The sequence below is a fragment of the Halobacterium sp. BOL4-2 genome, from assembly GCF_016917835.2.
Lineage (GTDB): Archaea > Halobacteriota > Halobacteria > Halobacteriales > Halobacteriaceae > Halobacterium > Halobacterium salinarum.
The window spans coordinates 175,006-200,390 of the sequence record NZ_CP070332.2; the positions used below are offsets into that span (position 1 = coordinate 175,006).

At 69.6% G+C, this 25,385-nt stretch carries 31 protein-coding genes; 14 read left to right on the forward strand and 17 right to left on the reverse strand.

The window, feature by feature from the left end; translation table 11 throughout:
• Positions 1-90 precede the first annotated feature (90 nt).
• From JRZ79_RS14045 to JRZ79_RS14055, 3 genes are read left to right on the forward strand one after another with little or no spacing between them, the layout of a single operon-like run.
• Positions 91-642 carry a GMP synthase subunit A gene (locus tag JRZ79_RS14045; protein ID WP_010902125.1) on the forward strand — a complete coding sequence of 184 codons (552 nt, stop codon included), beginning with the start codon at positions 91-93 and terminating at the stop codon, positions 640-642.
• Positions 643-648: 6 nt separating this feature from the next.
• Complete coding sequence (locus JRZ79_RS14050) at positions 649-2,523, forward strand: DUF2070 family protein (protein WP_205252393.1); 1,875 nt, start codon at positions 649-651, stop codon at positions 2,521-2,523.
• Between the two features lie 42 nt (positions 2,524-2,565).
• Positions 2,566-3,249 carry an MBL fold metallo-hydrolase gene (locus tag JRZ79_RS14055; protein ID WP_205252394.1) on the forward strand — a complete coding sequence of 228 codons (684 nt, stop codon included), beginning with the start codon at positions 2,566-2,568 and terminating at the stop codon, positions 3,247-3,249.
• Positions 3,250-3,306: 57 nt separating this feature from the next.
• On the opposite strand, the gene JRZ79_RS14060 is transcribed toward JRZ79_RS14055, so the two are convergent.
• The 9 genes from JRZ79_RS14060 to pth2 form a co-directional block, all read right to left on the reverse strand.
• The gene (locus tag JRZ79_RS14060) at positions 3,307-3,546 is read right to left on the reverse strand and encodes a DUF3194 domain-containing protein (RefSeq protein ID WP_010902128.1); all 240 of its coding nucleotides are present in this window, start codon (positions 3,544-3,546) and stop codon (positions 3,307-3,309) included.
• A 6-nt stretch (positions 3,547-3,552) separates the two neighbouring features.
• The gene (locus tag JRZ79_RS14065) at positions 3,553-3,930 is read right to left on the reverse strand and encodes a prefoldin subunit beta (RefSeq protein WP_010902129.1); all 378 of its coding nucleotides are present in this window, start codon (positions 3,928-3,930) and stop codon (positions 3,553-3,555) included.
• Between the two features lie 123 nt (positions 3,931-4,053).
• On the reverse strand, positions 4,054-4,311 hold the full coding sequence (locus tag JRZ79_RS14070) for a KEOPS complex subunit Pcc1 (protein WP_012289126.1): 258 nt from the start codon (positions 4,309-4,311) through the stop codon (positions 4,054-4,056).
• Positions 4,312-4,316: 5 nt separating this feature from the next.
• Entirely contained in the window at positions 4,317-4,451 is a 135-nt protein-coding gene (locus tag JRZ79_RS14075; RefSeq protein WP_010902130.1) for a DNA-directed RNA polymerase subunit P, read from the reverse strand.
• Between the two features lie 8 nt (positions 4,452-4,459).
• Entirely contained in the window at positions 4,460-4,747 is a 288-nt protein-coding gene (locus JRZ79_RS14080) for a 50S ribosomal protein L37ae (RefSeq protein WP_012289127.1), read from the reverse strand.
• A 137-nt stretch (positions 4,748-4,884) separates the two neighbouring features.
• Positions 4,885-5,088, reverse strand: coding sequence for a hypothetical protein (locus tag JRZ79_RS14085; RefSeq protein ID WP_205251405.1), 204 nt, complete (start codon positions 5,086-5,088; stop codon positions 4,885-4,887).
• Between the two features lie 83 nt (positions 5,089-5,171).
• Entirely contained in the window at positions 5,172-5,894 is a 723-nt protein-coding gene (locus JRZ79_RS14090) for a DUF2103 domain-containing protein (RefSeq protein WP_205251406.1), read from the reverse strand.
• Between the two features lie 52 nt (positions 5,895-5,946).
• Positions 5,947-7,251: a tRNA pseudouridine(13) synthase TruD gene (gene truD, locus JRZ79_RS14095; protein ID WP_205252395.1), complete on the reverse strand. Its 1,305-nt coding sequence runs from the start codon at positions 7,249-7,251 to the stop codon at positions 5,947-5,949.
• A complete protein-coding gene (gene pth2 / locus JRZ79_RS14100; protein ID WP_205251408.1) occupies positions 7,251-7,589 on the reverse strand; it encodes a peptidyl-tRNA hydrolase Pth2 in 339 nt (112 codons plus the stop codon). Before pth2 ends, truD begins: the two co-directional genes overlap by 1 nt.
• Before the next feature lie 83 nt (positions 7,590-7,672).
• Here pth2 and JRZ79_RS14105 point away from each other — a divergent pair, with 83 nt between their 5' ends.
• The 3 genes from JRZ79_RS14105 to JRZ79_RS14115 are packed head-to-tail and all read left to right on the forward strand — an operon-like array spanning position 7,673 to position 9,813.
• Positions 7,673-8,287: a YIP1 family protein gene (locus JRZ79_RS14105; RefSeq protein ID WP_205252396.1), complete on the forward strand. Its 615-nt coding sequence runs from the start codon at positions 7,673-7,675 to the stop codon at positions 8,285-8,287.
• 33 nt (positions 8,288-8,320) lie between these two features.
• The gene (gene dcd / locus JRZ79_RS14110) at positions 8,321-8,908 is read left to right on the forward strand and encodes a dCTP deaminase (RefSeq protein WP_010902137.1); all 588 of its coding nucleotides are present in this window, start codon (positions 8,321-8,323) and stop codon (positions 8,906-8,908) included.
• On the forward strand, positions 8,905-9,813 hold the full coding sequence (locus JRZ79_RS14115) for a thiamine-phosphate synthase family protein (protein ID WP_205252397.1): 909 nt from the start codon (positions 8,905-8,907) through the stop codon (positions 9,811-9,813). The genes dcd and JRZ79_RS14115 overlap by 4 nt, the downstream gene beginning before the upstream one ends.
• On the opposite strand, the gene JRZ79_RS14120 is transcribed toward JRZ79_RS14115, so the two are convergent.
• From JRZ79_RS14120 to JRZ79_RS14145, 6 genes are all read right to left on the reverse strand, one after another.
• Positions 9,805-10,569 carry a hypothetical protein gene (locus tag JRZ79_RS14120; RefSeq protein ID WP_205252398.1) on the reverse strand — a complete coding sequence of 255 codons (765 nt, stop codon included), beginning with the start codon at positions 10,567-10,569 and terminating at the stop codon, positions 9,805-9,807. The two genes, JRZ79_RS14115 and JRZ79_RS14120, sit on opposite strands and share 9 nt — an antisense overlap.
• A gap of 2 nt (positions 10,570-10,571) precedes the next feature.
• Positions 10,572-13,004 carry a DUF5059 domain-containing protein gene (locus JRZ79_RS14125; protein ID WP_205252399.1) on the reverse strand — a complete coding sequence of 811 codons (2,433 nt, stop codon included), beginning with the start codon at positions 13,002-13,004 and terminating at the stop codon, positions 10,572-10,574.
• Positions 13,005-13,085: 81 nt separating this feature from the next.
• On the reverse strand, positions 13,086-13,835 hold the full coding sequence (locus JRZ79_RS14130) for a 4-phosphopantoate--beta-alanine ligase (protein WP_205252400.1): 750 nt from the start codon (positions 13,833-13,835) through the stop codon (positions 13,086-13,088).
• A gap of 39 nt (positions 13,836-13,874) precedes the next feature.
• Positions 13,875-14,714, reverse strand: coding sequence for a sugar kinase (locus JRZ79_RS14135; RefSeq protein WP_205251412.1), 840 nt, complete (start codon positions 14,712-14,714; stop codon positions 13,875-13,877).
• A 55-nt stretch (positions 14,715-14,769) separates the two neighbouring features.
• Positions 14,770-15,480 carry a phosphoglycerol geranylgeranyltransferase gene (locus JRZ79_RS14140; protein ID WP_205251413.1) on the reverse strand — a complete coding sequence of 237 codons (711 nt, stop codon included), beginning with the start codon at positions 15,478-15,480 and terminating at the stop codon, positions 14,770-14,772.
• Between the two features lie 101 nt (positions 15,481-15,581).
• On the reverse strand, positions 15,582-16,553 hold the full coding sequence (locus JRZ79_RS14145; RefSeq protein ID WP_010902144.1) for a transcription initiation factor IIB: 972 nt from the start codon (positions 16,551-16,553) through the stop codon (positions 15,582-15,584).
• 181 nt (positions 16,554-16,734) lie between these two features.
• On the opposite strand from JRZ79_RS14145, the gene rnhA reads away from it, so the two are divergent.
• Complete coding sequence (gene rnhA, locus JRZ79_RS14150; protein ID WP_205251414.1) at positions 16,735-17,334, forward strand: ribonuclease HI; 600 nt, start codon at positions 16,735-16,737, stop codon at positions 17,332-17,334.
• On the forward strand, positions 17,327-17,878 hold the full coding sequence (locus JRZ79_RS14155; RefSeq protein ID WP_205251415.1) for a rnhA operon protein: 552 nt from the start codon (positions 17,327-17,329) through the stop codon (positions 17,876-17,878). Before rnhA ends, JRZ79_RS14155 begins: the two co-directional genes overlap by 8 nt.
• A 56-nt stretch (positions 17,879-17,934) precedes the next feature.
• On the opposite strand, the gene JRZ79_RS14160 is transcribed toward JRZ79_RS14155, so the two are convergent.
• On the reverse strand, positions 17,935-18,285 hold the full coding sequence (locus tag JRZ79_RS14160; RefSeq protein WP_205251416.1) for a PadR family transcriptional regulator: 351 nt from the start codon (positions 18,283-18,285) through the stop codon (positions 17,935-17,937).
• A 111-nt stretch (positions 18,286-18,396) separates the two neighbouring features.
• On the opposite strand from JRZ79_RS14160, the gene JRZ79_RS14165 reads away from it, so the two are divergent.
• The 3 genes from JRZ79_RS14165 (at position 18,397) to JRZ79_RS14175 (ending at position 21,721) form a co-directional block, all read left to right on the forward strand.
• Positions 18,397-18,930, forward strand: a complete 534-nt coding sequence (locus tag JRZ79_RS14165; protein ID WP_010902148.1) for an inorganic diphosphatase — start codon at positions 18,397-18,399, stop codon at positions 18,928-18,930.
• A gap of 261 nt (positions 18,931-19,191) precedes the next feature.
• Positions 19,192-20,307, forward strand: a complete 1,116-nt coding sequence (locus JRZ79_RS14170) for a bifunctional oligoribonuclease/PAP phosphatase NrnA (RefSeq protein ID WP_205252401.1) — start codon at positions 19,192-19,194, stop codon at positions 20,305-20,307.
• A gap of 55 nt (positions 20,308-20,362) precedes the next feature.
• Positions 20,363-21,721 carry an alkaline phosphatase family protein gene (locus tag JRZ79_RS14175; RefSeq protein WP_010902151.1) on the forward strand — a complete coding sequence of 453 codons (1,359 nt, stop codon included), beginning with the start codon at positions 20,363-20,365 and terminating at the stop codon, positions 21,719-21,721.
• Positions 21,722-21,737: 16 nt separating this feature from the next.
• Here JRZ79_RS14175 and JRZ79_RS14180 read toward each other — a convergent pair whose 3' ends face one another.
• Positions 21,738-22,811 (reverse strand): tubulin/FtsZ family protein, encoded by a 1,074-nt coding sequence (locus JRZ79_RS14180; protein ID WP_010902152.1) that lies wholly within the window; start codon positions 22,809-22,811, stop codon positions 21,738-21,740.
• 121 nt (positions 22,812-22,932) lie between these two features.
• Here JRZ79_RS14180 and JRZ79_RS14185 point away from each other — a divergent pair, with 121 nt between their 5' ends.
• The 3 genes from JRZ79_RS14185 to JRZ79_RS14195 are packed head-to-tail and all read left to right on the forward strand — an operon-like array spanning position 22,933 to position 25,366.
• Positions 22,933-23,364, forward strand: coding sequence for a DUF5791 family protein (locus JRZ79_RS14185; protein WP_205251418.1), 432 nt, complete (start codon positions 22,933-22,935; stop codon positions 23,362-23,364).
• Positions 23,364-24,257 (forward strand): SDR family oxidoreductase, encoded by an 894-nt coding sequence (locus JRZ79_RS14190; protein ID WP_205252402.1) that lies wholly within the window; start codon positions 23,364-23,366, stop codon positions 24,255-24,257. Before JRZ79_RS14185 ends, JRZ79_RS14190 begins: the two co-directional genes overlap by 1 nt.
• Positions 24,258-24,277: 20 nt before the next feature.
• Positions 24,278-25,366, forward strand: a complete 1,089-nt coding sequence (locus JRZ79_RS14195) for an aldo/keto reductase (RefSeq protein ID WP_205252403.1) — start codon at positions 24,278-24,280, stop codon at positions 25,364-25,366.
• Positions 25,367-25,385: the final 19 nt, after the last annotated feature.

Sequence of the window (25,385 nt, forward strand, 5' to 3'; positions counted from 1 at the left end):
GTCGCAGTCGGACGGCGCGCCCGAAAAGCGTTCTCCCGGCCGCCCGGCGAACGAGTGGGTTTTTACGCCGGTGTTGCCTACCCGCCGGCAATGACGCACATCCTCGTCGTCGACAACCACGGCCAGTTCACGCACCTAGAGCACCGGTTGCTCCGTGACATGGATGGCGTGACCGTCGACCTGACCGACAACACCACCCCGCCGGCCGACATCGACGCCGACGGCCTCGTGCTCTCCGGTGGCCCCACCATGGCGGACATCGGCCACTGCCGGGAGTACCTCACACTCGACGTTCCGATTCTGGGGGTGTGCCTCGGCCACCAGCTGATCGCCGACGAGCTCGGCGGCCGCATCGAAGCCGGCGACTACGGCGGCTACGCCGACGTCACGGTTTCGATCAGCGACGCCGACGACCCCCTCGTGGGGTCGCTCGCCCCGGACACGCGCGTGTGGGCGAGCCACGCCGACGAAGTCGTCGCCGTCCCCGACGGCTTCACGATCACCGCCGAAAGCGACATCTGCGGCGTCGAAGCGATGGGCGACACCGACCGCGACCTCTACGGCGTGCAGTGGCACCCCGAAGTCGCACACACCGAGGAGGGCGAGGCGGTCTTCGAGAACTTCGTGGCCATCTGCGAGTAACGCCGCATGACCGAAACCCAGGGCGAACTGGCCAGCCTCTCGAAGTACATCTTCCGTGCTCCCCGCTGGTATTCCAGCGTCGCGCTCTCGCTGGTCATCGCGGCGCTGGCGGGGGTTGCGGCCTTCGACAGCCAGTACGTCCTGGCGGACGCCTGGCAGGGCGTGTTCTTCATCGGCGTCCCCACGGCCGTCGCGAGCATGGCAACGACGACCGTCGACCGGTATTTCGGCGGCCAGCTCACGTACAACCGCTCCTCGCTGCTCGCCGTTGCCTGCGAGATCGTCGTCGTCACCGTGCTGGTCGCCGCCGGCGTCGCCGCCATCCTCACACCGCGGCTCAGCCAGAACTTCGTGTTCGACGCGCTCATCGCGGCGCTCGCGCTCGTGTTCGCTGTCCGGTTTCTGGTCGTTCTGGCGGTGTCGCGGAACACACTGGCAGTGTCGGTGCTGCCGGCCAGCATCCAAACCGCCACCGCCGGCGTGTTGTTGTTCGTCTACGGCGGCACACTGAACTACGTCACGTCCGGCGGCGGGTCGCTGCTGGGCGCGTTCCTCGCGCGGCCCTCGCATGCACCCCCCGAGATCCAGTACGCGTTCGCCCCCCGGGATTTCCTGTTGTTGGTTGCGATGACCGCGCTGTACGGCTCTGTGGCCTACGGGTTCGTCGTCGTCATCGACCGCCCGTGGCAGCGCAGCCTCGGCGTGAGCGTGCTCGACTTCATCGGCGGGTTCATCGGCCACATCGCCGAGGGCACCCGGGAGCTCGAGGACTTCTTCGAGCAGATCGGCGAGGAGGCCGTCGTCCCCGTGACTGTGCTGTCGTTCCGCCGCACGAGCGACGAAACCGAGAAAGCGCGGTTCGTATTGCCGATGATCCACCCGGGGCCGATGGGCGAGATCGGCGGCGGCAACCTCCCCCAGCGGGTCGCCGACGCCACGGACGGGCTGGCGTTCCCGCCCCACGCAACCGCCGGCCACGACTTCAACCTCGTCACCGAGCGCGAGGTCGACACGCTCGTCGACGCCGCTGCCGACGCCCACGACCGCATCGCGTACACCGACACCGCGACCGCGCCGGTGCGGGCCACCGACGGCGAGGCCACGCTTTTCGGGCAGGCCTTCGACGACGACGCGTTCCTCGTCTCGACGTACGCCCCCAACTTCGCCGACGACATCTCGTACGCCGTCGGCCTGTCGGCGGCCGCCGAAGCCCGCGTCGCGGGACTGGAGACGGTGTTGCTGGCGGACGCGCACAACTGCAACAACGGCCTCGACGGCGACGACCTCGGCCACATCTACCCCGGCAGCGAGCGCTCGTTCCAGCTGATCCAGGCCGCCGGCAGCGCCGCCCGCGACCTCGCCGACGCACCCGAGCACGCGCTCCGCATGGGTGTCGCCTGGGACCCCACTGACTGGCAGCCATGCGACGGCATCGGCCCCCTCGGCGTCCGCGTCGCGGTCGTCGAAACCGGCACCACGCGCACCGCCTACGTGCTCATCGACGGGAACAACATGGAACCGGGGCTCCGCGAGCGCCTCCTGGACGCCGTCGGCGGCCTCGGCATCGACCACGCCGAAGTCATGACCACGGACACGCACATCGTCAACACCGTCGAGTCCTCGAACCAGGTCGGTGCCGCCATCGACTGGGGTGCCCTCACCGACGTGGTCGTCGCGCTCACTGAAGCCGCCACGGACGACCTCGACCCCGTCGAGGCCGGCGTGGCCACCGAGCGCGCGGAAGTCACCGTCTTCGGCAACGACCGCACCGAGACGCTTGCCAGCCACGCCAACGCCGTCATCGCGATGGGTGGCGCCGTCGCGGGACTCGCCGTTCTCGCCACGGTCACCATCAGCGTCCTCGTCTTCTTCCTCACGTAGCCCGCCGAAACACTCATCGCACTCCGTCTGGCAGTTCCGGCAATGACGGCGCAGTTGCCACCCGGCGTGACGCACGTCGACTGTTCGACTCTGGACATGCCGAACGCCTACGTCGTCGTCGACGACAACGAGACGACGCTCGTGGACGCCGGGTGGCCGGGAGACGAGCAGACCGTCCGAGACGGCCTGCGCACTGCCGGCGTCGAACCCGGCGACATCGACCGCGTGCTGGTGACCCACTACGACGCCGACCACGTCGGCACGCTCGCGCGACTCACGCCGGCACTGGACGCCCCGGTGTACGTCCACGAGCGGGACGCGCCGTACGTCGCCGGCGACCGACTGCCGCCGTGGACTGCTCGGAACGGCATCGGGGCGCTCCACCGGCTCTACTATCGCCGGCTCGACCTGCCGGATCTCCCGATTCGAGCCGTCGTTGACGGGGACGACGTCGGCGGCTTCCACGCGTACCACACCCCCGGTCACACGCCCGGACACGTCGCCTACGTCCACGAGGACCTGTCCATCGCGTTCCTCGGTGACCTCGCCTATGGACTCGGCGACGGGCTGAAGCCCACTGGCTGGCTCACGAGCTACGACGCCGCCGCGGTTGAGTCCAGCGTGCGGTCGCTGTGTCGTCGTGCGCCCGCCTTCGAGTACGCGTGTCCCGGACACGGACCGCCGCTCCCCGACGGCGACGACCGGCTCGCCGAGGCACTCCCGTGAGCGCTAGCCGAGCGCCGCCGCTGGCGAACATCGCGAACGGCGAGAAGTTCTCCCCGCCTACTCGTCGGCGAACAGGTCGTCGACGGCTGCTTGCGCGGCGAGCGCGCCGTCGTCCGCGACCTGCTCGACGTCCGCGTCGGCGTCCGGCGCCCGGACGTAGATGTCCACGTCCAGGACGCCGTCCTCGAACGTCACCGTGATATCGAGGTCGTCCACGTCGCTGGTCCGCAGCCGGTCGAGGACGAGCCCCTCGGCGGCTTCGGCGGCCGTCTCCACGACCTCCTCATCGTTCGGCATCGGTCGTTACGCGCCCGGACCGCCGCCCATCGCGCCGCCCGCACCGCCGAGCATGTCCTGCAGCTCCTCCTGGAGGCTCTCGAACTGCTCCTGCACGCGGTCTTCCTGCTTCTGGAGGGTTTCGACGCGCACTTCCAGGTCGCTGACCTTCTCGTCGAGGTCGTCGTGGGCGTTGTCGTACTCCGTTTCCACGAGCAACTCGCCGACCTCACGGTACATCGTGGTCGACTCCTCGATGTCGCCGAGCGCGTCCAGGGCCGTTTCGGCCTCGGACAGCTGCTGTTCGGCCTGCTGTTTCTGCGTGGCGACGTTCTGCGCTTTCTCCTGCAGATCCTGGAGCTGCTCGAGTTTCTCCTGCGCTTCCGGTGGTAGGTTACCCTGCATACGTATCCGGTTGCGCGCCCAACGGAAAAACCCCCGCTTTGTGGTTGCACACCGGACCTGGGGGTGTGACAGCCCGAGCCGCCGGATCGGATGGGGTTCGCGGGTCCCACGCTACGCCCCGAATCAGGGTCCGGCCGCGGACGGAGCGGCCGCTCGTTCGGCCACCTCGACGAGCGTCAGCCACGTGTTCTGGCCGGCACGCAGCGCCGTCAGGTCGGTGGCGTCGACGACCACGGTCACCGTCGCGCCGTCGCGGCTGACCGTCGCCCGGCTGCGCTCGCCGTCGATGTCGCCCGCCGACACGGCGACGCTGCTGGCGACGATGGACGCAACCGCCGTCGAATCGTACCGGAAAACGAGCTCCGTCGAGTGCGACGGCACGTCGGTTACTGGACGCTGACTTCCTTCACGTCCCGGCTGCGCTCTTTCAACAGCACACGGTGCCCGCAGTACGGGCACCGCACGCCGCCGTATTCGTCGAGTTCGACGTCGCGCTTGCACCGCGAACACTTATACGACATCTGAACTGTTACTCGCTGTTGCTGTCGCCGGTTTCACCCAGGGCGGTCCGGATCGAGCGCGTGACCGTCTTGCCGCTGGGCGTCTGGGGCTGGTAGGCACCGCCGGCGTACTTGTAGCCGCATTTCCCGCACTGCCAGATGCCGGTCCCCTCGCGGGAGACGGCCTCGGACCCACAGTCCGGGCAGGCGTGGTCTTCGTTCATCGTGCCCTCGATGTCGGAGACGCGGCGGCGCGAGACGCGCCCGTAGCGCGCACCGAACCGGCCGGCGCTCCCGGTGGAGCTCTGGTTAGCCATAGTGCCAGCGTCTACCGCCGTCGCGTACATAAACGCTACGAGTTGTGTGCCCGAGTCGAGGGCACAGGAACGCGAGCGGGGAGCGTAGCGACCCGTGAGCCGTCAGTCGCGTGTCCGACCGAAGGGAGGACACTGACTCAACGAGCGCGGAGCGACCAGCCCCGGTCCGCGAACACGGTCGCCGCGAGTCGACCGAGAATCACGACCGGGAGAACCAACACGAGGAGCAATGCGAGGAAGCCAATTGCATTTATCGGCGGATTGTCGGCGCTCATCGTCTGGATGAATATCATGACGACGAACCAGAGCGTCGTCAGCTGGATTGTCTTCGAGTCGATCATGGGGACAACAGCCGGTCTGCCGGAGCGCACAAACTGTTTCCGGTTTCGTCGGCCACCCGCGTCGGCAGGACCGACCTCCGTCCTCACTCGCGGAGTGATTCGTCTTCGAGCGCGTCGTTGAGATCGGTGCGAACGCGCTCGCCGGTGTCGCGGCTCATCGCCGTGGTGACCACGCGGTTCTCCTGGACGCTTGAGCCGTCCCGCACGAGCAGCCGGAGGTTGCCGTTGGTGTCGGCGCGCGTGACCTTCGCGCGGACGCCAGTGCGGGAGCCCGAGCCGCCGGCGTCGATGGGGCCGGGAATGACCTTCTTGACGTTCGGGTGGCCCGCAACCGTGCGGATGGCTTGCTGGCCGTCGCGGTCGCCGATGAGCGTCGAGTGGCGGCCACCGATCTTCTCCCGGACCGGCTTCTCGACGACGTCCAGGGCGCGGTCACCGCGGCGATCCAGCACCGACGCCACGGGGTCGTCGGGCTCGACACGGTAGACGTCGTGGTGGAGATCCGCGCGCACCGCCCGGATCACCTCGTGAGCGCCCGCGACGAAGACGTCCTCCGGGCGCTTCCTGCGGATCTCGTCCGCGATGCGTCCGGCGAAGTTCCGCAGCTCGATGACGCCGGTCTCGTCGCCGTCCTCGGGCACGGTCGTGATGTCGGTGCGGCCGACGACGTCCTCGTCGGTCAGAAACGTCAGCGTCGCCCGGTCGCGCCCGCAGTCAGCCACCACCGCGTCGCAGTTCTCGGTGCGGCACACCAGGCAGTAGTCGCCCGGTTTATCCAGTGGCGTGCCACACCGCGAACAGTCCATGCCCGATGGGACGCGGCGCGACCGCAAAAACCCGGTGTTTCAGCCACCCCGCTCAGAGGGCCAGCGGGCTGGGTTTCAGGAACTCCCGCAGGACGACCGTGGCGTAGCTGCCGGAGGGCAGCGCGAACTCGAAGGCCAGCGGGTCGTGGCTGACCGTGAGATCCGGCCGGAGGAGTATCGCGCGGCGACTGCCCGCCGAGTCGAACTCGCCGGGCAGGTCGAAATCCGCGCGCGAAAGGTCGAGGTCGTCGAGGACGCCCCGAGTGATCTCCCCGGGGTCGCCGTCCGCGAACTCGGTGTCGGTGCCGACGAGCGGCGCGGTGACGAACGCGCGGCCGCGCTCGCAGTGCCGCGCCATCACGTCCACCCGGGAGTCGGTGACCCGCTGCTGGCGTGCGGCGTCGGGCTGGGCGACCGCGGCGTCGGCGTCGCTGTCCGCGAACCACACCACGTCGCCCGCGACCGGCTCGCCGAACGGCAGCCCGCGCGCCATGCGCTCCGAGACGATTCGGTTGAAGACGTACGACTGGGCGGCGTGCACGAACAGCTGCTGGAGGTTCGACGGGAACGTCTCGACGGCGTCCCGGAAGCTCCCGCCGTCGGCCAGCTCGTGCAGCATGGTGCGCTCGTAGCGCAGGCGCTGTGGGAACTCCGCGAGCGCGCCCGTCCAGTCCCGTGTTTCCGCGACGTACTCGCGGGCGCGCTGGGAGTCCGCGGGTTCGTGCTCGGTGGGCGCGCCCAGGTACGCCATGGCGGCCGCCTCCCAGTCGTCGCGCAGGATGGCGAGCCCGACCTCGTGGGTGACCGGGCGCTTGCTCCCGAAGCGCTGTTGGCCGAAGTAGTTGGGCGTGCCGACGGTTCCGCCGCCGAACGCCGCCAACTCGTCGGCGACGGCGGCGGCCTGCTCGGGGGCGTCGGGGTCCCGCACCACGATCTCGAAGGCGTTGCCGGCGAGATCCCCGAACTCCAGGCCGCGGCCCGCCCGCCCGACGACCTCGATGTCGGCGTTCCGGATCTCCGGCACCTGGGCGGCGTCCAGATCGCGGACGGCGAACAGCTGAGTGGTGACCGCGTGGCGGTCCTTGGTGCCCGCCCACCGCACGCGCTCGCGGCTCATCCCGACGGTGTTGGCGAGTTCGCGGGCGAAGTCGTTGGTGTCCCACTCGTGGAGGGTCGCGCGCACCACGAGCCACGGGTAGTCGCCGGTCGGCGCGTCCGCCGGCTGGGTGTCGAACGCTTCGAGTTCGCGCACGCGGAAGTCCGCCGGGGAGTCCCGCAGCCGGCCGCCAGTGCCGTCGCTGTCGCTCGCGTAGTACGCCATCCCGACGGCGCGCTCGATGGGGTGTGCCTCGCGCATCAGAACAGCGAGAGGTCGCCCGTGATCCGGTCGACGTCGGCGTCGGGCGCGGGCCCGATGGCGAGCGCCGTCGGCGTCCCCGGCTCCAGTTGGGTGCGGCCGGCGTCCGAGATGAGCCCCGTGGGCAGCCCGGCGCGTTTGGCTTCCTCGGAGCGCTCGTAGAGCTCGCGCTCGCTGCCGACTTTCACCACGACTTTCGTCTGCCCCTCGTCTTTCCACCGGCGGACGGCGCGATCGTCGGTGTACTCGTAGGCGTTCAGCGAGGCGTGGGCGACCTGCGCGGCGAGCTTTCCCTGCCCCATTCCGATGTCCGTGCGGGCGGCGATGACCTGTTTCATGGCCGGACGGACGGCCGGCTCCGGCATAGCCCTGGCTACTCGCGGCCGAAACCACTACGTCGGTCCACCCTGCAGCATTCGGCATGGCTCCCCGCACGCCCTTCCTCCATCCCCGCGAGTATTTCGACCAGCACGGCTTCGACCTGCGGCCGGCGGCCGTCGTCGCCGGCGTCGCGGCGCTCTCGCTCGCGCTCGTGCTCATCGGCTTCGGCGTCCTGCTCTCGAACAAACTCGCCGCCGCCGGCGGAGCCGACGCCGCCAGCACCATCTGGCCCCTCGTCGGGGCGTCCATTGTCGGCCTCGTGTTGGCGCTGGCGGTGGGGTGGGTGCTGATCGCGGGCGTCCTCCACGTGTTCGCGCGCGCCATCATCGGCCACGACGGCCGGTTCACGGAGACGTTTGCGATCGTGGGGTGGGGGACCGCGCCGACAGCGCTGACCGGACTGGCACTGTTCGTGGCGCTCGCGGTCGCCGTCGACGGCGCAACCGTGTCCTCGCCGGAGCTGTTCCTCGAACAGTTCCAGGCGACCCTTCAGCGGACCAGCGCCGTCCGGACCGCGATCTCGTTCGCGGTGGCGGGCTGGCAGACGTACCTCTACGCCCACGGTCTCGCGGTGGCCTTCGACGACGACTCGGAAGCACCGTGGCTGGCGGGCGGCGTGATCGCCTACGGCAGCTGGCTGTTGACCCTGTTCTGAAACCTTTAGGCATCCCGAGCACACTGTTCGGGTATGATACTCTCCGACCAGGACATTCTCGCACGCCTGGCGGACGGTGACCTCGCCATCGAGCCCCTGGAGGACGTCGACCTCCAGGTGCAGCCGGCGAGCGTCGACGTCCGTCTTGGCCGGCGGTTCCTGGAGTTCGAGCGCGCGAACGTTCCTTGCATCCATCCGAACCGCGAGGACGAAGTCGATGAGTACGTCACCGAGACCGTCGTCGAGGACGGCGACGAGTTCATCCTCCACCCCGGGGATTTCGTGCTCGGCACCACCAAAGAGCGCGTGGAGGTGCCCCGAGACCTGGTTGCGCAGGTCGAGGGGCGGTCCTCGTTGGGCCGCCTCGCCGTGGTGGTCCACGCCACGGCCGGTTTCATCGACCCCGGGTTCAACGGGCGGGTGACGCTTGAACTCTCGAACCTCGGGAAGGTGCCGGTGGCACTCACCCCCGAGATGCGCATCAGCCAGCTCGTGTTCACGGAACTCACCAGCCCCGCCGACCGGCCGTACGGCGACGAGCGCGGGTCGAAATACCAGGACCAGGACGGCCCACAGGCCTCCCGCATCCGGGGAGACCGCGAGTTCGGGGGGACACAATGAAGTTCATCGAGGAGGTCGTCGTCGAGGAGTTCCTGCCGACGTTCCGGTCGCTGCTGGCGGCCGACCTGCGGGAGCGCGGGCTCACCCAACACGAGGTCGCCGAACTGCTCGGGGTCAGCCAGTCAGCGGTCTCGAAATACGCCCACGGCGACGTGACCACCGACGATGAGATCGCCACCGACGACCGGGTCCAGGAACTCGTCGAGCGCACCGGCAGCGGGCTCGCAACCGGCAACGTCTCCCAGGTGCAGGCGCTCGTGGAGGCCGAGGTTCTCGTGCGGGAGCTGTCCACGAGCAGCGACATCCTGGCCGAGCGCCATGAGGCCGCCAATCCCGCGCTGGCCGACTACGACGGCGATTTCACCGTTCACGACGCGGACAGCGAGGTGCGGGTGCGCGAGCACGTGTTGTCGTCGGTGCGCCGTGGGGTGCGCATGCTCGAACGCACCAGCGGCTTCGCCACCCAGATCCCGGCGGTCGGCGCGAACCTCGTGGAGTGTACGCCCGAGGCGGACACCGTCGAGGACGTGGCCGGCGTGCCGGGCCGGGTGCTGGACGTGATGGGACGCACCGAGATCCCAGCGGAACCCGAGTTCGGCGTGAGCGCGTACGTCGCAACGGTGTTGTTGGACGCGCGCGCCGCCGGTGTGGACGCCCACGCCGCGCTCAACATCGCGTACAGTGCGGACACGGTCGCCGCGCTCGCGGACGCAGGCTACGCCGTGGTCGAGTTCGAGCCGGAGGGAGAGTCGACGACCGACGACCACCACATCCGGGACGCGGTCCGGGACGCCGACGCCGTGGACGTGCTCTATCAGACCGGTGGCTACGGTGTCGAACCGATCGTCTACGTGCTCGCGGAGAACGCGCCGGACGCGGTGCGGATGGCCCGCGGCCTACTCTGAGGTCGCCGTCGCGAGCCCCGCCGGACCGCCGGACGGCTGCACGTCGATGCGGTCGCCGATCGGCGCGAACGCGGGCGCGTCGACGGCGTGGGTGGCGAGCAGCGCAACCGCAACCGGGAGGGTCACTGCGCCGCGGTCACCCGTGGATTCGGCGGCGAACCGCCACCCGCCGTCGGTGCACGTGATGCTGCTGGCGAGGTCCGCGGCGGCGACGGTCGCAAGCGCTTCGCCCGGCGTGGCGTCGGTGGTCACGAAGTCGACGCGGTCGGCGGCGTCGCTGAGGATCGCCTCCTGGGCCGCCGGCGCGAGGTGTTCGTCCAGGGCGTCGGCGGCGCAGGACAACAACACCATCGAGAGATCGTCGACGTCGGTGGTCGCCTCCGCGGCGGCGAAATACCCGTCGAGCACGGCGCGCTCGGCGGCGTCGCGGTCGGCCGCTGACAGCGCCTCGAACACCGCGCCGACGATGTCGTGGCAGATGTCCGAGCGGTCCGGGCCGTCGGTCGGCGACGGCACGGGCGCGCCGTGGACGACCAGGTCGTATTGGGGGGCCCAGGGGTCGTATCGCGCCAGCGTCTCCCGGTACGCGGTCGCCAGCGAGAGCGCGTCGGCTGCCGTGTCGCGGTCGGCGAACCGAAGCCCCGCCACGGGGAACGGTTGCTCGCCGGTCCGCGCACACGCAACGACGAATCTGCCGTCCGACTCCGCGAGGCCTTCCAGCCGGTCGCGGATGGTAGCGAGGTCGGTTCCAACCATTGTCACTCCTCGACGACGATCGTGCCTTCCATGCCGAGGTTCTTGTGGGGGATGCAGTAGTACTCGTGCTCGCCGGTGGTTTCGAACGTGTGGACGTACGATTTCCCCTCGGTGACCGCGCCCTTGCCGTTCGCCCAGCCGGTCTTGGCCGCGTCCTGGCTGTCGAAGCCGCCGGACGCCCAGTACGCCGCGTCCGCAGGGATGTCGTCCTCGTAGGCCGTGACTGAGTGCGCCTCGCCGTCGGCGTGTGTCCACGCGACGGTGTCCCCGGCGGACACGGTGAGCTCCGCGGGATCGTACGCGACCGCGTTCATGTCGATCACGTGGTCGGCGTCATCGGGGACGCCGGAGACGACGTTCGGCCCGCCGCTCAGCTCGGGCTGGGAGTCGCCTTCGCTACTGGATGCGGCGTCGCCGACCGGGGCCGCGCTGGCGTCGCCCGCCACCGCGAACTGCGCCCGCAGGGACGCCCGCCGCACCACGGAGACGTCGCCGGTCCCGGACTCCAGGCCGCTGGCGTACGTCTCGAACGACGACTCGAACGCCTCGTAGGCGTCGTGGTCGGCCTCTTCCAGCGGTTCGTGTGCGCGCGCCCCCTCGAAGTCACGGAGCGCGCCCCGAGCCACGGCCGCCGCCGCCGCCGTGAGGTCGCCGCCCGCGTTCCCGATCACGTCGTAGACCGCGGTCCTGGACTGCGCGCCGAAGCCGGTCGCGGCGTCGAACACGCTCCCGCCGTCGCTCGCCGTCGAGGACACGCCCACCAGCGCCTCCTCGAAGGCGTGGTAGGTTTCCTCGTTGCTGGCTTCGACGGCCTCGTGGAACCCGCCCGCGCCGCCCTCGAAGTAGGCCATCGCGTCGTCGGCGATCGTCGCCGCGCGCGTCCGGTCGTCCAGCGCCGCCACGCCGGCGGCGTCGAACGCGCGGGCGGTGATGGTGACCGATTCGCCGCCCGCGACCCGCGCGGTCGGCGCGATCTGCGCCGCGAACTCCGCGAGCGCGGATCGCGCGCCGTCGAGGTGCGTCGTCACTGCGTCGTCGTTGCCGTTCCGCATCGCCGCCGGCAGCGCGCCCACGTGTTCGTCCTCGAACGTCTCGTAGAGGGATTCGCTGGTGGATTCGAGGGTCTCGTGTGCGCCCAGCTCGTCGCGCTCGAAGCGCTTGAACATGGCTTCGACGCTCGCGGCGGCGCGCTCGGCGTTGCCGCGCTGGTACTGCTCGCGGGCGTCGCCGAGCAGCGCGCGGAGGAACCCGGTCTCCAGGATGACCGCTTCGGTGTCCGTGGTCAGCGCCTTGATGCCGGCGACCAGGTTGGTGTCGACCTGCGAGAGCGCATCCGAAACGCCGCTGCCGGCGGTGATCGCTTCCTGGAGCGCTTCCACGCCGCCCTCGAAGCCCTCGTAGGCGTCGTGGTCGGTCTCTTCGAGGGGTTCGTGGGCGGCCGCGCCTTCGAAGTCTTCGAGCACGCTGATCGCCATCGATGCGGCCGCGTCCGACGCGCCGGCGTCGGCGACCCACGCGGCGTCCTGGGCGCGCGCCCGGTACGCCGACAGCACGGCGGCGTGCCCGAAGTCCGACGACGGGCCACCCATCGCGTTGAGCGCGGCGGCGTCGTACGCGCGGGACTGGAGGCTAGCGATGTGGCCCGCTTCGGTGCCGGCGGTGTCGGCGATCGCGTACGCACCGTCGACGGCCGCCGACACGGCGGTGGCGGCGGCGGAGTTCGCGTCGTCGGCGTTGCCGCGCTGTCCGGCCGACAGGGTGTCCCCGAGCCCGCTCTCGAAGGACTCGTAGGCGTCCGTGGCTGCGGACTCCATGGCCTCGTGGGCGGGCGCGGTTTCGAACGCCGAGAGGGCGGTGTTGGCGGCGACCGCGGCGGCGTCGGCCTGACCGGCGGCGGCGAGCGCGCGCGCGGTCGCGGCGTGGTCGGCGAACGCCAGCGCGTCCAGGGCGTGCATCGCGGTCTCCCCGACGAGGCGCTGTTGGGCGTCCCGCAGGTTCGCGGCGGCGGATTCGGCCTGCTCGATCGCACTGGCGCTGTCCCCCTCCCTGAGCGCGTCCCGGACGCCGATCGCGGCCTGCTCGAAGCCCTCGTAGGCGCTCTCGCTGGTCGTTTCGAGGGTTTCGTGGGCACCGTGTTCGCCGCCGGCGTTCTCGAAGTCCTGTTCGAACGTGGTGGCGGCGAGCTGTGCGCCCACGTCGGACGCGCCGTGTGCGCCCAGCGCGGCGGCGTCCGCGAGGCGCGCACGGTAGACGTTCCACTGGGCGGCCACGGCGGCGTCGACGCCGACGTCGTCGCCTCCGTCGTTACCGCTGCCGGCGTCGGCCGCCGTCGTCGCGTCGCCGTCGGTCGTGCCTCCCGAGTCGCTGCAGCCGGCGAGTCCGACTGCGGCGAGTGCTGCCCCCGTTGCCTGTAGGAATTCTCGTCGTCGCTGCATAGGGTTTAGGGCAACCTAAAGATTCAAAAGACGTTCGGTTTTCGGCTCACCAAAAATAGTGTACGTCAGCGCGCTCTCACCCTACGCGCCACCACTCACACCGCCCCTGATTCGCTCCTCTGCCGCCCGCAGGGCGGCCTCCCGGTCGAACTCTTGGATGCACTCCTCACGAGCATCACCCTCCGCTGCTGACAGATCACGCGCGTGTGCTGTGATGTTCGGCACCGCCCGCACCACGTTGTCGATGATCGGCACCGACGCCGCCTGCGCGGACCGCGACAGCGGGTTCAGGTCGATCACCAGCTCCGTCTTCCCCATCTCGGCCAGCGCCGCCGCCCGATCCCCGTCCTCCAAGGGCACCAACACCACGTCGGCGTCGTAGATCCCGTCGCTGTCGACGGTCGCGCGCTCGTGGTCCAACCCCGGGATCCGCGCGTCCGCCTTCGTCCCCAACACCCCACTCGCGCCGTGCTCGCGCAAGTGGTCCGCGATCCGCTCGACGCGCTCCTCGGTCCGATTGAACAGGTTCACCGCCAGATCCGCGCCGGTCGCCGCCGCCAACGCCACGAGCGCGTCGGGCACGAGCGCGGCCACGTTCCCGTTGACCGACACCACCGGGTGGTCCGCAGCCAACAACTGCGCGGCGGCCGCCCGCTCGGCGGCGTCCGCGCTGGGGATCGTTTCCTCGCCCAACAGGTAGTCGTACGCCTCCCCGCGGCCCTGCGCGATCAACCCCTGTCGGCTCGTGATACCGTCGTCCACCCCGTCCTCGATCCGGTGGCGGGTCACCAGCGAGTCGTGTCGCGGGTGGTCCTCGGGAATCTCGGTCATACCCCACCAACACCGTTGGCGGGCAAAAATCGCCCGCTCTCACCGCAGCGACGCGCCGCCGTGATGGATCGCACACGACGCCGCGTCGTACCCCGCGTCGCTCAACCCCGTTCCGAGCGCGAACACCGTCCGCCCGAGCATCGCCATCGCGGCCTCACCGCCAGCCGCCTGGACCGCCGCGATGGCGTCCGCGACCGCCGCATCCACCAACCCCGCCGCCCGCGCGAACCGCCGCGACGCCGCGACGAACTCGGCCACCGTCGGATCCGCGCGCAGGGCCGCCAGCGCGTCCGCACCGGCCGCCGACAGCGCGTCCGTCTCCCCACCGATCACGTCACTGGTCGACAGCCCGCCGAACGACACGTACTCGATGCGCCCGCTCGCCGGCACCCCGTCCAGGCTGCCGTGGGGCGGCGCTCCCGGCTCCACCCGAACGGGAAGCCCACCGCGCGCCTGCGCCACCACGTCGCCAAGCCCCGTGCCCGCCTCGGCGTCGGCCACGTGGGCCACCTGCACCAACTCGTTCTCCGAGCACCCACACCCGAACACCTCGTTGGCCGCCAACGCCGCCGCCAGCGCGGTCGCACCCGACACGCCGAACCCCGCACCCAGCGGCAGCGGCGTCTCCGCGGTCACGCGCGCGGTCACGCCAAGCGCATCGAGGACGCCCCGCACGCTCGCGATCTCCGTCGGCGTTCCGTTCAACACCACGCCCGTGTTCTCGGCCCGCGTCACCGTGACGGTGACGCCCGCAGAGAGCGCGACTCCCGCACCCCGAGACCCCGACGCGACCGCCGCCTCGGTCGCGCCCGCGTCCACGCTGAAAAACCCCGTCACGTGCCCCGGCGCGAACGCGACCGCCGACTCACCGTCGCTCATTGCACCGCTCTCGGCGACGCGGCACTGTAAGCATTACAGTCTCGGCACGCGCCCCTCACTCCTCGGCCTGCGCGTCCCGGACCCCCGATACGGTCTCTCTGACGGCGTCCACCCCGGCCTCGTGTACCAGATCCCCGACCACGATCGTGTCCGCGTGTGCGCCCATCCGGTACGCCGCGTCGTAGCCGTCGATCCCACCACCATAGAACACGGCCGCGTCGTCGACCCCGCCGGCGGCCGCCTCGACCACCGCCGGATCCCCCAGCGTCCCCGAATACTCCACGTACACGACCTCCTGGCCGAGCAACCGCTCAGCCACGGTGGCGTACGCCCCCACCTCGTCGGCGTCCAACCCGCAGTCCGCGCCGGTGTACTCGGCCACGCTCGCGTCGGGGTTCATCACGATGTACGCCTCCGTCGTGGTGCGCTCCCAGTCGAGGTCCGCGATCCGCACCCACTCCTTGTGCGCACCCGTGATCCAGAACGGATCCCCGGCGTTCAACACCACCGGCACGAGATAGCCGTCCAGGGCCTCGTCCTCGACGACGACGGCGGGGTTCGACGGCTCCTGATACAGCGGCACCTCGTGTGTCCGACACGCGTCGATGACGCGGCGCATCTTCTCGGTGGTCACGTCGAGTGTTCCGCCGATCTCGATCGCGTCCGTGCCCGTCTGCGCGACGTCGTCGAACGTCTCACCGTCCACCAGCGACTTGTCCGGATCGATCTTGAGGACGTGATCCCAGTCCGCCCACGGCGCAGTCATATCTACGGCGTTCCCGTGGCGTCCGCAAAACCCCTTCGATGCGCCCATTCACCTCCGAAACGGCGGAACACGGGGCCACGTGGGCGGCCCACGGCCAGGGCTCAGCCGTGAATACCCATCGCTTCGATCTGCTCCTGGTAGCGGTTCCGGATGGTGACCTCCGTCACCTGCGCGACGTCGGCGACCTCGCGTTGGGTCTTCTTCTCGTTGCACAGCAGGCTCGCGGCGTAGATGGCTGCGGCCGCGTATCCGGTGGGTGACTTCCCCGAGAGCAGTCCCTCCTCGGCGGTCGTTTCGATGATCTCGTTGGCTTTCGATTGGACCTCCTCGGTGAGTTCGAGTTCAGAACAGAACCGCGGCACGTACTTCTTCGGATCGACCGGCTTCATCTCCAGGCCGAGCTCCTGGGAGATATACCGATACGTGCGCCCGATCTCCTTGCGCTCGACCCGGGATACCTCCGAGATCTCTTCGAGGCTGCGCGGAATGCCTTCCTTCCGGCAGGCCGCGTACAGCGCGCTCGTGGCGACGCCCTCGATGGATCGACCCCGGATCAGGTCCTCTTTGAGCGCGCGCCGGTAGATGACTGATGCGACTTCCCGCACCGACCGGGGCACGCCGAGCGCCGACGCCATCCGGTCGATCTCCGAGAGCGCGAACTGGAGGTTGCGCTCGCCGGCGTCTTTCGTTCGGATTCGTTCCTGCCATTTCCGCAGTCGGTGCATCTGCGAACGTTTCTTCGAGGAGATAGAGCGGCCGTAGGCGTCCTTGTCCTTCCAGTCGATCGTCGTGGTCAGTCCCTTGTCGTGCATCGTCTGGGTCGTCGGCGCGCCGACGCGGGACTTCTCCTGTCGCTCCTGGTGGTTGAACGCCCGCCACTCCGGACCGGGATCGATCTGCTCTTCTTCGACGACGAGGCCACAGTCGTTGCAGACCAATTCCGCGCGGTCCGAACTCTTCACGAGGTTATCCGAGCCACACTCCGGGCACTCCCGCACCCCCTCCTCGGAGTCCTCCTCCTCCTCCTGCTTTGCCGCCGTTTCTCGCTCCCGCTGGCGGGTGGACCGTGTCATCGCATTTTTATATTAGTGTCGCGCACACTCATAAACCCATTGGCAGTATTGAGCGGTCTTCAATCCAACACAATACCACGCGGTTGTCGGCGAGAACCACCGGCTCAGCCGCGTTTCCCCGCGCCAGGCACGCCGCCCCGAACAGTAACCCATAAACGGGACGCGGGGTGACCTGACTTCAATGCCAGTCGTCGAGTGCGACATCCAGACAGCCCGCGCGGCGTTGGCCGACGCCGGCGCATCGTTCAGCGACGGGAACTCCGAGCACGAACTGTGGCACGCCGACCTCGGAGACGCCCACGCCGTCGCCTACGCGGACAAACTCGTCGTCCAGGGGGGGTCGCCCACTGACATCACGGCCGTCGTCCAACCCGACCGCGGCGGCCGCGTGCACGCCTACTTCGACGGCGCAAGCCGCGGGAACCCCGGCCCCGCCGCGGTCGGCTGGGTGCTCGTCTCCGGCGCCGGCGGCATCGTCGCCGAGGGCGGCGACACCATCGGCCGCGCTACCAACAACCAGGCCGAATACGACGCCCTGATCGCCGCCCTGGAAGCCGCCGCCGACTTCGGGTTCGACGACATCGAACTCCGGGGGGACTCCCAGCTCGTCGAGAAACAGCTCACCGGCGCGTGGGACACCAACGACCCCGACCTCAGGCGGAAACGAGTGCGCGCCCGCGAACTCCTCACGGGGTTCGACGACTGGTCGATCACCCACGTGCCACGGGCGACCAACGAGCGCGCCGACGCCCTCGCCAACGAGGCCCTCGACGATGCCTGAGCTGCCAGCCGACGCGGCCGCCGAGGCACAGCGACTCACGCGGCTCGCCCGCGACGCCACCGACCCCGCCGCCGCCGACGCCTACCGCGACCGCCGCGACGAACTGCTCGCCGACCACGGCTTCCTCGCGCGGGTCCGTGACGCCGACGCGACGCTGGTCTGCTATCCCACCGACTGGCTCACCGACGGCACCGTCCACCCCGGCGACATCGACGACCCCGACCGCGCCGTCGAACGCTCGCTCGCCGGCGGCGGCGAACAGGGCGACTACGAGCACGCCGCCGCCCGCAACGCCGCCATCGTCGACCGCGTTGCGGCCGCCCACGACGACGTGCACGCCCAGAACGCGGCCGCGTTCGCGGCGTTCATGAACAACCACTACGCGCGCCCCATGGACACCGCGACCGACGCGGAGCGCACGCGGTTCCGCGAGGAGTTCTTCCCCCGGAACGCGTGGCCCAGCGCCGACCAGCGCGACGCCATCGAGGCGTCGCTTGCGATCATCGACGACATCGCAGCCACCACCGACGAGGACACGCCGTAACGCCGCTGCTGGGGGTGTGGTGTGTGCCGGAAAAACTGCCTGGGGATGCCCAGTCCTCAGTCGTCGGCGACGATGGTCTCGACGCGCTCGCGGCGGTCGGCGTCGGCGACGAACTTCGAGAGCGTCCATTCGAGGTCGTCGACGACCGCGTCGAAGCCCTCGTTGGTGAGCGCGTACTCGTTGGTCCGTTTGTCCAACTCGGACTTCTCGACGAGGCCCTTGTTGACGAGATCGTCGAGGTTCGGGTACAGACGGCCGTGGTTGACCTCCTCGCCGTAGTACTCTTCGAGTTCGCGCTTGATTGCGAGACCGTATCGGGCTTCCTCGCCGAGGACGGTCAGGATGTTCTTCTGGAACGCGGTCAGGTCACGTGCGTCACTCCGTGTATCGGGTTGCGCCTCTGACATAGCTGAAGTGAAGTGGCCCGGACATTTAAACACTTCTCACCTGACTCCCCGTTTCGCGGCCGAACGGCGATACGAAAACCCTTTTTCGGCGCGCCCCACACCTCCAACAGCATGGCAAACCTCTGGGAAGACCTCGAAACCGGACCCGACGCTCCGGACGTCATCTACGCCGTCGTGGAGTGTCTCAAAGGCGAGCGGAACAAATACGAATACGACAAAGACATCCCGGGCGTGGTGCTTGACCGCGTGCTGCACTCGAACGTCCATTACCCGTCGGATTACGGGTTCATCCCGCAGTCGTACTACGACGACGGCGACCCCTTCGACGTGCTCGTGCTCGTCGAAGACCAGACGTTCCCCGGCTGCGTCATCGAAGCGCGCCCGGTCGCGCTGATGGAGATGGACGACGACGGCGAGCAGGACGACAAGGTCATCGCCGTCCCCGAGGAGGACCCCCGCTACGACGACGTCGAGGACGTCGACGACCTCACCGACCAGCAGAAAGCCGAGATCGCGGAGTTCTTCGAGACGTACAAGAACCTCGAAGCGGACAAGGAGACGGCGGTGCTCGGTTGGGGCGACGCGCAGGCCGCCAAAGACGCCATCGAGCACGCTCAAGACCTCTACGACGAGCAGTTCGCGTAACGCCATTCCCGGCGTATTATTCCGGCGCATCTCCCTCCCAGCGCGGATTTGTCAAGCGCATGGACGATTACTTGAGGCGTGCAGCCGTACGTTCAGTCGCAATGAGCACTGACACTCCCACAGTCGGCGTCGACCATCCCACGGTCGTCCCACTGAACTTCGACGCTGACGCCGCTGACACCGCCGACGCCGACGCGGACACCGATCACACCCACTGACCCGGGATAAGCTACTTAACGGTTCGCGGTGACTCTCGCCCACATGCTCCCTGAGGTGGGCCTCCTCGCGCCACGCTCCCTGGCAGTGCTCGCCGGCGTCGCCGCCGCCGTCGGCGGGACCGGCGCATACGTCGTCCGTCTCCTGATCCGCCGCCGGCGGGCGGCCACCACCACCAACGACGACTACGCGCGACTCCGCGACGCCATCGCCTCCGTCGAATCCGTCGCGTTCGTCGTCCCCGAGAACCCCAGCGTCGACGCGCTCGCCGCCGCAACCGGGCTCTGTGACCTCTGCGAAGAATGGGGTGTCACGGGACGCGTGTTCGCCGAAGGCGACGTCACCAGCGACGACGCCAAAGCCTTCTGCAACCTCTTCGACCTCACGCTCGGCATCGCCGACGACCCACTCGACGACTACGACGGCGCCGTCGCGGTCGGCGGCGGCGGCACCGTTCCGTCGTTCGCCAACCAGCCGCCGGTCGTCGCGGTGATCCGCCACCGCCCCGCGGCCGTCGACCACCCACTCGTCATCACCGGCAGCGACGCCGGTGCGACCGCGACCATCGTCTCCCGGTTCTTCGAGCGCGCCAACCACACCCCCGACCAGGACGTCGCAACCGCCCTCCAGCACGGCATCCGAGCCGCCACCCGGGAGTTCCGCCGCGTCCGGTCGGCCGACGACTTTCGGGCGGCGACGTTCCTCGAAGAGTTCGTCGACCAGGGCACCATCGACACGCTGCGCGCCCCCGGCATGAGCGGGGAGACCTTCGACGTGATCGGGGCGGCCATCGAGAACCGCGAACGCCGCGCCAGCTTCGCGGTCACGAACGTCGGGTCCGTCCCCGCAGTCAGCTCCCTCGAGGAGGCCGCCGACACCCTGTTGCGCCTCGACGGCGTGTCGTCGGCGGCCGCCTTCGGCGTCCACGAGGACACCGTCGTGACGGCGTGTCGCGCCGACGACGTGCGCACGAGCGCCATGGACGTGTTGGCGTCGGCGTTCGACCACCCCGAGGGCCTCGGCGGGGACACCGACACCGCCACCGCGCGCGTCCCACTCGGCCTGTTCAGTCGCGTCAGCGCCGACCGCAGGGCGACCCTCGACGACCTCATCGACGCCAGCACCCGGAAAGCGTTGTTCTCGGCGTTCGAACACGCGTAGCCGCCGTTCGTCCCTGGAAACCAACGTTTTAGTGGCGGAGCGGAGACGGTTCGGTATGGGTCTGTTCGACCGACTTCGCGGAAGCGACGCTGGCCGGGTTGCGTTCGTTGGTATCGACGGCGTGCCGTTCAGCCTCATCCGCGATCATCCCGATACGTTCCCGAACCTCCACGACGCGATGGCCGCGGGGTCGGGCGGCGCTATCGAGAGCATCGTTCCCCCGGAGTCCAGCGCCTGCTGGCCCTCGCTGACGACCGGCGTCAACCCCGGCGAAACCGGCGTCTACGGCTTCCAAGACCGCGAAACCGGGAGCTACGAGACGTACGTCCCCATGGGACAGGACGTGCAGGCGACCCGCGTCTGGGATCGCGTCACCGACGCCGGCCGCGACGCCACCGTGATGAACGTCCCGGTGACGTTCCCGCCCCAGCGCAACGTCCAGCGCATGAGCTCGGGGTTCCTCTCCCCGGACATCGAGAAGGCCGCCCACCCCCCCGAGTTCGCGGACGCCCTCGAAGCCACCGACTACCGCATCGACGTGAACGCGAAACTCGGCCACGACGACGACAAAGCCGCGTTCATCGAGGACGCCCACGAGACCATCGACGCCCGCCAGGAGGCGTTCCTGGAGTACATCGACGCCGACGACTGGGACCTCTTTTTCGGCGTGTTCATGTCCACGGACCGCGTCAACCACTTCCTGTTCAAGGACTACGAGGAACACGGCGACAACGAGGCGGCGTTCTTCGAGTTCTACGAGAAAGTGGACCGCTACATCGGCGAGATCCGGGCGGCGATCGCCGACGACGTGACCCTCGTGGTCGCCTCCGATCACGGGTTCACCAGCGAGGACTACGAAGTCCACTTGAACTCGTGGCTCGCCGACCAGGGCTGGCTGTCCTTCGACAGCCCCGATCCGGAGGGGCTCGGCGACATCAGCGACGACACGCAGGTGTACTCGTTCATCCCCGGGCGGTTCTACCTCAACCGCGAGGGCCGCGAGCCCCGCGGGAGCGTCGCCGCCGACGACGCCGACGCGGTGCTTGCGGAAGTCAGCGACGCGCTGACCGCGCTCGAATCGCCGGACGGCCGGCAGGTCGTCGATCGTGTCGTCGAGGGCGACGCCGTCTTCGACGGCGACCACGACGCCATCGCGCCGGACCTGGTCGCCATCCCGAACCACGGCTTCGACCTCAAAGCCGGGTTCTCGACGCCCGGCGACGTGTTCCGCCACGGCCCCCGCAACGGCATGCACTCCTTCGAGAACGCGACGCTGGTCACCGACGCCCCCGACGTGTCGATCCCGTCGTCGACGAACCTCTACGACATCGCGCCGACGCTGCTTGACCTCATGGACGTCCAGTACGACAGCCGCGAGTTCGACGGCGACACCCTCGTGACTGCCGACGACTGACCGTCGCTGTCCGCGATCAGATCAGGTCGTCGAGTTCGTCCGCCTGGAAGTTCTCCGTCTCCTGTTCGGCCTCGACCTCCTTGCTTGCCTCCTTGGCCCGGTCCATGAACTCCTGGAGGCGCTGGCTCCGGGAGATCCCCGCGAGCAACACCAGCACCGCGATCTTATCCGAGTCCAAGGGGAAATCACCGCCCCGCACTTGCATGCTGCGGGTCTCGTCTTCGACCCACGTCCGCGCCTTCTCGACGCCCTTCCGGGAGACGCGCTCGCTTTCCCCCGCGGCGACCACCAGCGCCGCGCCGGCCTCCGTGGTCTGTGGCACGCTCATTCCCGACAGCAAGGCCTTGCGCGCCGTCGAGGTGATGGTGTTGATGTTCTCCCCGGCGTCGGCGGCCGCCTCGGCGGACGCGAACCCGATCGCGGACATCTCCCCGGACTGCAGCGTGTTGATCACCTCACTGGAGTCCACGACGCTCTCGCCGACGCCCTCGATGTTCTCCCCGGCCGCCAGCAGGATGCCCACGCGTCTGGCGATCCGGCTGTTGATCTCGTCGAACGCCTCGGTGACGCTGTCCCCGGTCGACCGCCACGCGTCGTTGTCCACGAGCAGCGTGGAGTCGGCCTCCCTGACGAGCGTCTTCAGCGACCGGCCGGCGTTCGCCTGATAGATGCCGCCCTCGTCACGGCCGGGCAGGATCCCCAGCGCGTAGACGGGGATCTCGTAGACGCGCTGGAGTTCTTTCACCAACACCGGCGCGCCCCCCGATCCGGTGCCGCCGCCCAGCCCCGCGATCACGAAGATCGCTTCGGTGTGTGGGTCAACGACCCCGTCCAGCCCGCCCATGACCTCCCGGACGTCGTTGGTCATCACCTCCGCGCCGAGTTCGTTGTCGGCACCGACGCCGTGTCCTTTGACGCGCTCCTGACCGATCAGCATCGTGTCGATGTCCAGCCCTTCCAAATCCGTCTTCGCGGTGTTGACGGCGAGCGTTCCGCGAACGGCACCGTACTCCGCGCGCTGGTCCTCGGCGAGGAGGGCTTCGGTCACCTTACCGCCGGCCTGACCGACGCCGATGAGGGCGGCCTTCATATGTCACGGGATTCACGGCATCCGTATCAACGTTGTGCCCGCAGGTGACATGTGTGGCCGCAACACACGACCTGACACCGGGAGCGCAGTGTCCTTGACCCTCGGGGTCGTACCGGCGTGCGTGTTCACCGACGAGATCCAGACGCCCGCGGAGACGACCGCCGACGCGGTCCGGGCGCAGTACGAGGCAACGCTCGCCGACGTCATCGAAACCGTCGGCTCGGACGCCGTCGCCGCCCACGCCGACATCGACGCCGACACGATCGCCGCGCTCGCAGCCGGCGATTCGCCCACGCTGACGGTCACCGAGGCGGCCGACATCCTGGCCGCCAGCGACGACTACCCGCCCGCGGACACCCTCCAGGCCGAACTCCAGGACCACGTGATGTTGCAGATGAGTTCCGCCGTGCTCGACGTGGACGCGCTGGCGCGCGGCCTCGACGGCGACCACGACGCCAAACCCCTCCAGCAGAAACTGGAGGGCCGCCAGCCCATGACCCTCGCGGAGTACGCGCGCATCCACCGCTACGTCGCCGCCCAGAACCCCTACTGATGCGGGTCGCAATCCTGGGCTGTGGCTACGTCGGGTGCGCGCTCGCGCGCCGCCTGCTCGCCGCCGGCCACGACGTTGTCGGCGTGTGTCGCTCCCCGGACAGCCTCGACGCGGTCCGGGAGACCGGCGCGACCGCGGTGCGCGCCGACGTCACCGACGCCGCGTCGCTGGCCGCGGTCCCGGACGCCGACGCGGTGGTGTTCGCGGCGTCGTCCGGCGGCCGGGGGGCCGACGCCGCCCGCGAGGTGTACGTCGACGGCCTGCGGACCGTCGTCGAGCAGTTCGGCGGCCGCGACGACCCCCCAGAGCAGCTCGTTTACACGTCCAGCACGGGCGTCTACGGCGACCACGACGGCGACTGGGTGGACGAGGAGACATCCCTCGATCCGACCACCGAGAAGACCGCGGCGCTGGTGGACGCCGAGCGCGTCGCGCTCACCGACGCCCCCGAGCACGGCCTGGACCCCACGGTGGTGCGGTTCGCCGGCCTCTACGGCCCGGACCGGTATCGGCTGACCCGGTACCTCGACGGCCCGGTGACGGAGGGCTACCTGAACATGATTCACCGGGACGACGCCGCCGGCGTGGTGGCGTTCGCGCTCACCGACGCCGACGCGGACGTGCTGTTGGCGGTCGACGACGACCCCGTCTCGAAGTGGGCGTTCGCCGACTGGCTCGCCGACGAGGCGGGCGTCCCGCAGCCCGCCAAGCAGACCGTCGCCGAGCGCATCGCCGCCGGCGACCTCTCGACGCCCGCCGAGCGCCGACTGCGCACGAGCAAGCGCTGCTCGAACGACCGCCTCACCGAGCTGGGGTATTCGTTCGCGCATCCGACGTTCCGGTCGGGGTATCAGGCCGCCATCCGGGCGCACGAACGCGGCGAGTACAAGTAACGCCCGGCCGAACTGCCGGCATGGCCACCGCCGACGCGACCTTCCAGTACAAGCAGCGATTCGGCGACGCGACCGCCCGCACCTACTTCCGGCGCGTGGGCGACTGTGCGGTCTCCAGCGTTGGCCTCGGCACGTACCTCGGCGCGCCGACGGCCGCCGTCGACGACGCGCTCTACGAGACGGTGCGCGCCGGTCTCACGGCCGGCGTGAACGTCATCGACACGGCCGTGAACTACCGCCACCAGCGCAGCGAGCGCGTCGTCGGGCGCGCGATCCGGGACAGCGAGATCCCCCGCGACGCCGTGTTCCTCGCGACCAAGGGCGGGTTCGTGCCGTTCGACGGCGCGCAGCCCGACGCCCCCGGCGAGTACGTTCGCCGCGAGTTCGTCGATCGCGGCGTCGTCGACGGCGACGACCTCGCGGCCGGCAGCCACAGCATCGCGCCCGGGTACATCGACGCCATGGTCGACCGGTCGCTGTCGAACCTCGGCGTGGACACCATCGACCTCTACTACGTCCACAACCCCGAAACCCAACTCGACGAGCGCCCCGCGTCGGCGGTCTACGACCACCTGGAAGCCACCTTCGAGCGCCTCGAACAGCGCGTGGCGGCCGGCGACATCACCCACTACGGGGTGGCGACCTGGGAGGCGTTCCGGGTGCCCGCCGACCACGACCACTACCTGGACCTCGGCGAGATCATCTCGCGGGCGCGCGCCGCGGCGAAGACCGTCGGGAACACGGCCACCCACCTGCGCGCCATCCAGGTGCCGTTCAACGTCTACATGGCCGACGCGTTCACCGTCGCCGCCCAGGAGGGCCCCGACGGCCCCCAGAGCGTGCTCTGGTACGCCCACGAGGCCGGCTTGAACGTGTTCACGTCGGCGAGCCTGGGGCAGGGCGAGGTGGTGTCCGGCATCCCCTCGGCGGTCGACACCCAACTGGCGGGGGAGACGCCCGCCCAGCGCGGGATGAACTTCGCGCGCAGCGCGCCCGGCGTGACCAGCGCGCTGGCCGGCACCACCGACGCCGACCACGTCACGGAGAACGCCGACGCCGGCACGTTCGAGCCGCTGGGCGCGAACGCCTTCGACGCCATCTTCGAGTAGCGGCGCGCGTCGGTCGCCG

Coding starts and splice junctions, on each gene's coding strand:
- JRZ79_RS14060 (WP_010902128.1), bottom strand. CDS start 3,546: ATGCCGAACGATGAGGAGGTCGTGGAGACGGCCGCCGAAGCCGCCGAG.
- JRZ79_RS14140 (WP_205251413.1), bottom strand. CDS start 15,480: ATGACTGCGCCGTGGGCGGACTGGGATCACGTCCTCAAGATCGATCCG.
- JRZ79_RS14180 (WP_010902152.1), bottom strand. CDS start 22,811: ATGAAGGCCGCCCTCATCGGCGTCGGTCAGGCCGGCGGTAAGGTGACC.
- JRZ79_RS14155 (WP_205251415.1), top strand. CDS start 17,327: ATGCCTGAGCTGCCAGCCGACGCGGCCGCCGAGGCACAGCGACTCACG.
- JRZ79_RS14050 (WP_205252393.1), top strand. CDS start 649: ATGACCGAAACCCAGGGCGAACTGGCCAGCCTCTCGAAGTACATCTTC.
- dcd (WP_010902137.1), top strand. CDS start 8,321: ATGATACTCTCCGACCAGGACATTCTCGCACGCCTGGCGGACGGTGAC.
- JRZ79_RS14135 (WP_205251412.1), bottom strand. CDS start 14,714: ATGAGCGACGGTGAGTCGGCGGTCGCGTTCGCGCCGGGGCACGTGACG.
- JRZ79_RS14130 (WP_205252400.1), bottom strand. CDS start 13,835: ATGACCGAGATTCCCGAGGACCACCCGCGACACGACTCGCTGGTGACC.
- JRZ79_RS14120 (WP_205252398.1), bottom strand. CDS start 10,569: ATGGTTGGAACCGACCTCGCTACCATCCGCGACCGGCTGGAAGGCCTC.
- JRZ79_RS14175 (WP_010902151.1), top strand. CDS start 20,363: ATGGGTCTGTTCGACCGACTTCGCGGAAGCGACGCTGGCCGGGTTGCG.
- JRZ79_RS14170 (WP_205252401.1), top strand. CDS start 19,192: ATGCTCCCTGAGGTGGGCCTCCTCGCGCCACGCTCCCTGGCAGTGCTC.
- JRZ79_RS14115 (WP_205252397.1), top strand. CDS start 8,905: ATGAAGTTCATCGAGGAGGTCGTCGTCGAGGAGTTCCTGCCGACGTTC.
- JRZ79_RS14090 (WP_205251406.1), bottom strand. CDS start 5,894: ATGGACTGTTCGCGGTGTGGCACGCCACTGGATAAACCGGGCGACTAC.
- JRZ79_RS14085 (WP_205251405.1), bottom strand. CDS start 5,088: ATGATCGACTCGAAGACAATCCAGCTGACGACGCTCTGGTTCGTCGTC.
- JRZ79_RS14195 (WP_205252403.1), top strand. CDS start 24,278: ATGGCCACCGCCGACGCGACCTTCCAGTACAAGCAGCGATTCGGCGAC.
- rnhA (WP_205251414.1), top strand. CDS start 16,735: ATGCCAGTCGTCGAGTGCGACATCCAGACAGCCCGCGCGGCGTTGGCC.
- JRZ79_RS14165 (WP_010902148.1), top strand. CDS start 18,397: ATGGCAAACCTCTGGGAAGACCTCGAAACCGGACCCGACGCTCCGGAC.
- JRZ79_RS14190 (WP_205252402.1), top strand. CDS start 23,364: ATGCGGGTCGCAATCCTGGGCTGTGGCTACGTCGGGTGCGCGCTCGCG.
- pth2 (WP_205251408.1), bottom strand. CDS start 7,589: ATGAAACAGGTCATCGCCGCCCGCACGGACATCGGAATGGGGCAGGGA.
- JRZ79_RS14080 (WP_012289127.1), bottom strand. CDS start 4,747: ATGGCTAACCAGAGCTCCACCGGGAGCGCCGGCCGGTTCGGTGCGCGC.
- JRZ79_RS14125 (WP_205252399.1), bottom strand. CDS start 13,004: ATGCAGCGACGACGAGAATTCCTACAGGCAACGGGGGCAGCACTCGCC.
- JRZ79_RS14045 (WP_010902125.1), top strand. CDS start 91: ATGACGCACATCCTCGTCGTCGACAACCACGGCCAGTTCACGCACCTA.
- JRZ79_RS14160 (WP_205251416.1), bottom strand. CDS start 18,285: ATGTCAGAGGCGCAACCCGATACACGGAGTGACGCACGTGACCTGACC.
- JRZ79_RS14105 (WP_205252396.1), top strand. CDS start 7,673: ATGGCTCCCCGCACGCCCTTCCTCCATCCCCGCGAGTATTTCGACCAG.
- JRZ79_RS14055 (WP_205252394.1), top strand. CDS start 2,566: ATGACGGCGCAGTTGCCACCCGGCGTGACGCACGTCGACTGTTCGACT.
- JRZ79_RS14145 (WP_010902144.1), bottom strand. CDS start 16,553: ATGACACGGTCCACCCGCCAGCGGGAGCGAGAAACGGCGGCAAAGCAG.
- truD (WP_205252395.1), bottom strand. CDS start 7,251: ATGCGCGAGGCACACCCCATCGAGCGCGCCGTCGGGATGGCGTACTAC.
- JRZ79_RS14075 (WP_010902130.1), bottom strand. CDS start 4,451: ATGTCGTATAAGTGTTCGCGGTGCAAGCGCGACGTCGAACTCGACGAA.
- JRZ79_RS14065 (WP_010902129.1), bottom strand. CDS start 3,930: ATGCAGGGTAACCTACCACCGGAAGCGCAGGAGAAACTCGAGCAGCTC.